Below are 5,177 nucleotides of genomic sequence, written 5' to 3'. Positions count from 1 at the left end.
CGCGCCTCGGTTGAGACGAAAGATCTTAACCAACCGCTCTTTAACAACTGAATCAAGCAATTCGTGTGGGTGCTTGTGGAGTCAGACTGATAGTCAACAAGATTATCAGCATCACAAGTTACTCCGCGAGAAATCAAAGATGTAACCAACGATTGCTGAGCCAAGTTTAGGGTTTCTTAAAAACCCAAAGATGTTTGAACTGAAGAGTTTGATCATGGCTCAGATTGAACGCTGGCGGCAGGCCTAACACATGCAAGTCGAGCGGTAGAGAGAAGCTTGCTTCTCTTGAGAGCGGCGGACGGGTGAGTAATGCCTAGGAATCTGCCTGGTAGTGGGGGATAACGTTCGGAAACGGACGCTAATACCGCATACGTCCTACGGGAGAAAGCAGGGGACCTTCGGGCCTTGCGCTATCAGATGAGCCTAGGTCGGATTAGCTAGTTGGTGGGGTAATGGCTCACCAAGGCGACGATCCGTAACTGGTCTGAGAGGATGATCAGTCACACTGGAACTGAGACACGGTCCAGACTCCTACGGGAGGCAGCAGTGGGGAATATTGGACAATGGGCGAAAGCCTGATCCAGCCATGCCGCGTGTGTGAAGAAGGTCTTCGGATTGTAAAGCACTTTAAGTTGGGAGGAAGGGCAGTAAATTAATACTTTGCTGTTTTGACGTTACCGACAGAATAAGCACCGGCTAACTCTGTGCCAGCAGCCGCGGTAATACAGAGGGTGCAAGCGTTAATCGGAATTACTGGGCGTAAAGCGCGCGTAGGTGGTTCGTTAAGTTGGATGTGAAATCCCCGGGCTCAACCTGGGAACTGCATTCAAAACTGACGAGCTAGAGTATGGTAGAGGGTGGTGGAATTTCCTGTGTAGCGGTGAAATGCGTAGATATAGGAAGGAACACCAGTGGCGAAGGCGACCACCTGGACTGATACTGACACTGAGGTGCGAAAGCGTGGGGAGCAAACAGGATTAGATACCCTGGTAGTCCACGCCGTAAACGATGTCAACTAGCCGTTGGGAGCCTTGAGCTCTTAGTGGCGCAGCTAACGCATTAAGTTGACCGCCTGGGGAGTACGGCCGCAAGGTTAAAACTCAAATGAATTGACGGGGGCCCGCACAAGCGGTGGAGCATGTGGTTTAATTCGAAGCAACGCGAAGAACCTTACCAGGCCTTGACATCCAATGAACTTTCTAGAGATAGATTGGTGCCTTCGGGAACATTGAGACAGGTGCTGCATGGCTGTCGTCAGCTCGTGTCGTGAGATGTTGGGTTAAGTCCCGTAACGAGCGCAACCCTTGTCCTTAGTTACCAGCACGTAATGGTGGGCACTCTAAGGAGACTGCCGGTGACAAACCGGAGGAAGGTGGGGATGACGTCAAGTCATCATGGCCCTTACGGCCTGGGCTACACACGTGCTACAATGGTCGGTACAGAGGGTTGCCAAGCCGCGAGGTGGAGCTAATCCCAGAAAACCGATCGTAGTCCGGATCGCAGTCTGCAACTCGACTGCGTGAAGTCGGAATCGCTAGTAATCGCGAATCAGAATGTCGCGGTGAATACGTTCCCGGGCCTTGTACACACCGCCCGTCACACCATGGGAGTGGGTTGCACCAGAAGTAGCTAGTCTAACCTTCGGGAGGACGGTTACCACGGTGTGATTCATGACTGGGGTGAAGTCGTAACAAGGTAGCCGTAGGGGAACCTGCGGCTGGATCACCTCCTTAATCGACGACATCAGCTGCTCCATAAGCACCCACACGAATTGCTTGATTCATTGAAGAAGACGATATAGAAGCAGCCCGAAATTGGGTCTGTAGCTCAGTTGGTTAGAGCGCACCCCTGATAAGGGTGAGGTCGGCAGTTCGAATCTGCCCAGACCCACCAATTTTGTGTGGGAAACGCCTGTAGAAATACGGGGCCATAGCTCAGCTGGGAGAGCGCCTGCCTTGCACGCAGGAGGTCAACGGTTCGATCCCGTTTGGCTCCACCACTAACTGCTTCTGTCACGTAAAGCTTAGAAATGAGCATTCCATCGTTAGGATGGTGAATGTTGATTTCTAGTCTTTGATTAGATCGTTCTTTAAAAATTTGGGTATGTGATAGAAAGATAGACTGGACGTTACTTTCACTGGTAACGGATCAGGCTAAGGTAAAATTTGTGAGTTGCTCTTAATTGAGTATTATCGAATTTTCGGCGAATGTCGTCTTCACAGTATAACCAGATTGCTTGGGGTTATATGGTCAAGTGAAGAAGCGCATACGGTGGATGCCTTGGCAGTCAGAGGCGATGAAAGACGTGGTAGCCTGCGAAAAGCTTCGGGGAGTCGGCAAACAGACTTTGATCCGGAGATGTCTGAATGGGGGAACCCAGCCATCATAAGATGGTTACCTTACACTGAATACATAGGTGTATGGAGCGAACCAGGGGAACTGAAACATCTAAGTACCCTGAGGAAAAGAAATCAACCGAGATTCCCTTAGTAGTGGCGAGCGAACGGGGACTAGCCCTTAAGTGGCTTTGAGATTAGCGGAACGCTCTGGAAAGTGCGGCCATAGTGGGTGATAGCCCTGTACGCGAAAATCTCTTAGTCATGAAATCGAGTAGGACGGAGCACGAGAAACTTTGTCTGAATATGGGGGGACCATCCTCCAAGGCTAAATACTACTGACTGACCGATAGTGAACTAGTACCGTGAGGGAAAGGCGAAAAGAACCCCGGAGAGGGGAGTGAAATAGATCCTGAAACCGTATGCGTACAAGCAGTGGGAGCCCACTTTGTTGGGTGACTGCGTACCTTTTGTATAATGGGTCAGCGACTTATTTTCAGTGGCGAGCTTAACCGAATAGGGGAGGCGTAGCGAAAGCGAGTCTTAATAGGGCGTCTAGTCGCTGGGAATAGACCCGAAACCGGGCGATCTATCCATGGGCAGGTTGAAGGTTGGGTAACACTAACTGGAGGACCGAACCGACTACCGTTGAAAAGTTAGCGGATGACCTGTGGATCGGAGTGAAAGGCTAATCAAGCTCGGAGATAGCTGGTTCTCCTCGAAAGCTATTTAGGTAGCGCCTCATGTATCACTGTAGGGGGTAGAGCACTGTTTCGGCTAGGGGGTCATCCCGACTTACCAAACCGATGCAAACTCCGAATACCTACAAGTGCCGAGCATGGGAGACACACGGCGGGTGCTAACGTCCGTCGTGAAAAGGGAAACAACCCAGACCGTCAGCTAAGGTCCCAAAGTTATGGTTAAGTGGGAAACGATGTGGGAAGGCTTAGACAGCTAGGAGGTTGGCTTAGAAGCAGCCACCCTTTAAAGAAAGCGTAATAGCTCACTAGTCGAGTCGGCCTGCGCGGAAGATGTAACGGGGCTCAAACCATACACCGAAGCTACGGGTATCACCTTCGGGTGATGCGGTAGAGGAGCGTTCTGTAAGCCTGTGAAGGTGAGTTGAGAAGCTTGCTGGAGGTATCAGAAGTGCGAATGCTGACATGAGTAACGATAATGGGTGTGAAAAACACCCACGCCGAAAGACCAAGGTTTCCTGCGCAACGTTAATCGACGCAGGGTTAGTCGGTCCCTAAGGCGAGGCTGAAAAGCGTAGTCGATGGAAAACAGGTTAATATTCCTGTACTTCTGGTTATTGCGATGGAGGGACGGAGAAGGCTAGGCCAGCTTGGCGTTGGTTGTCCAAGTTTAAGGTGGTAGGCTGGAATCTTAGGTAAATCCGGGATTCTAAGGCCGAGAGCTGATGACGAGTTAACTTTTAGTTAACGAAGTGGTTGATGCCATGCTTCCAAGAAAAGCTTCTAAGCTTCAGGTAACCAGGAACCGTACCCCAAACCGACACAGGTGGTTGGGTAGAGAATACCAAGGCGCTTGAGAGAACTCGGGTGAAGGAACTAGGCAAAATGGCACCGTAACTTCGGGAGAAGGTGCGCCGGTGAGGGTGAAGGACTTGCTCCGTAAGCTCATGCCGGTCGAAGATACCAGGCCGCTGCGACTGTTTATTAAAAACACAGCACTCTGCAAACACGAAAGTGGACGTATAGGGTGTGACGCCTGCCCGGTGCCGGAAGGTTAATTGATGGGGTTAGCTAACGCGAAGCTCTTGATCGAAGCCCCGGTAAACGGCGGCCGTAACTATAACGGTCCTAAGGTAGCGAAATTCCTTGTCGGGTAAGTTCCGACCTGCACGAATGGCGTAACGATGGCGGCGCTGTCTCCACCCGAGACTCAGTGAAATTGAAATCGCTGTGAAGATGCAGTGTATCCGCGGCTAGACGGAAAGACCCCGTGAACCTTTACTATAGCTTTGCACTGGACTTTGAATTTGCTTGTGTAGGATAGGTGGGAGGCTTTGAAGCGTGGACGCCAGTTCGCGTGGAGCCAACCTTGAAATACCACCCTGGCAACTTTGAGGTTCTAACTCAGGTCCGTTATCCGGATCGAGGACAGTGTATGGTGGGTAGTTTGACTGGGGCGGTCTCCTCCTAAAGAGTAACGGAGGAGTACGAAGGTGCGCTCAGACCGGTCGGAAATCGGTCGTAGAGTATAAAGGCAAAAGCGCGCTTGACTGCGAGACAGACACGTCGAGCAGGTACGAAAGTAGGTCTTAGTGATCCGGTGGTTCTGTATGGAAGGGCCATCGCTCAACGGATAAAAGGTACTCCGGGGATAACAGGCTGATACCGCCCAAGAGTTCATATCGACGGCGGTGTTTGGCACCTCGATGTCGGCTCATCACATCCTGGGGCTGAAGCCGGTCCCAAGGGTATGGCTGTTCGCCATTTAAAGTGGTACGCGAGCTGGGTTTAGAACGTCGTGAGACAGTTCGGTCCCTATCTGCCGTGGACGTTTGAGATTTGAGAGGGGCTGCTCCTAGTACGAGAGGACCGGAGTGGACGAACCTCTGGTGTTCCGGTTGTCACGCCAGTGGCATTGCCGGGTAGCTATGTTCGGAATAGATAACCGCTGAAAGCATCTAAGCGGGAAACTAGCCTCAAGATGAGATCTCACTGGAACCTTGAGTTCCCTGAAGGGCCGTCGAAGACTACGACGTTGATAGGTTGGGTGTGTAAGCGCTGTGAGGCGTTGAGCTAACCAATACTAATTGCCCGTGAGGCTTGACCATATAACACCCAAGCAATTTGACTACTCCTGACTTGG

Annotated in this window: 2 tRNA genes and 2 rRNA genes; all 4 read left to right on the top strand. The window is 51.4% G+C overall.

Annotated features, from left to right (window positions below):
- Nucleotides 1–196: 196 nt before the first annotated feature.
- The 4 genes from ACZRN6_RS36285 (at nt 197) to ACZRN6_RS36270 (ending at nt 5,142) form a co-directional block, all read left to right on the top strand.
- Nucleotides 197–1,733: ribosomal RNA gene (locus tag ACZRN6_RS36285) — 16S ribosomal RNA — on the top strand.
- An 83-nt stretch (nt 1,734–1,816) separates the two neighbouring features.
- Nucleotides 1,817–1,893, top strand: a tRNA-Ile gene (locus ACZRN6_RS36280).
- A 30-nt stretch (nt 1,894–1,923) separates the two neighbouring features.
- Nucleotides 1,924–1,999: transfer RNA gene (locus ACZRN6_RS36275), tRNA-Ala, on the top strand.
- A 249-nt stretch (nt 2,000–2,248) separates the two neighbouring features.
- Nucleotides 2,249–5,142: ribosomal RNA gene (locus ACZRN6_RS36270) — 23S ribosomal RNA — on the top strand.
- The 16S and 23S rRNA genes sit together here with 2 tRNA genes alongside, the layout of an rRNA operon.
- Nucleotides 5,143–5,177: the final 35 nt, after the last annotated feature.

It is taken from the genome of Pseudomonas sp. A125, from assembly GCF_055409485.1.
The sequence above is the reverse complement of the archived record's forward strand: the minus strand, read 5'-3'. Positions and strand labels throughout refer to the sequence as shown.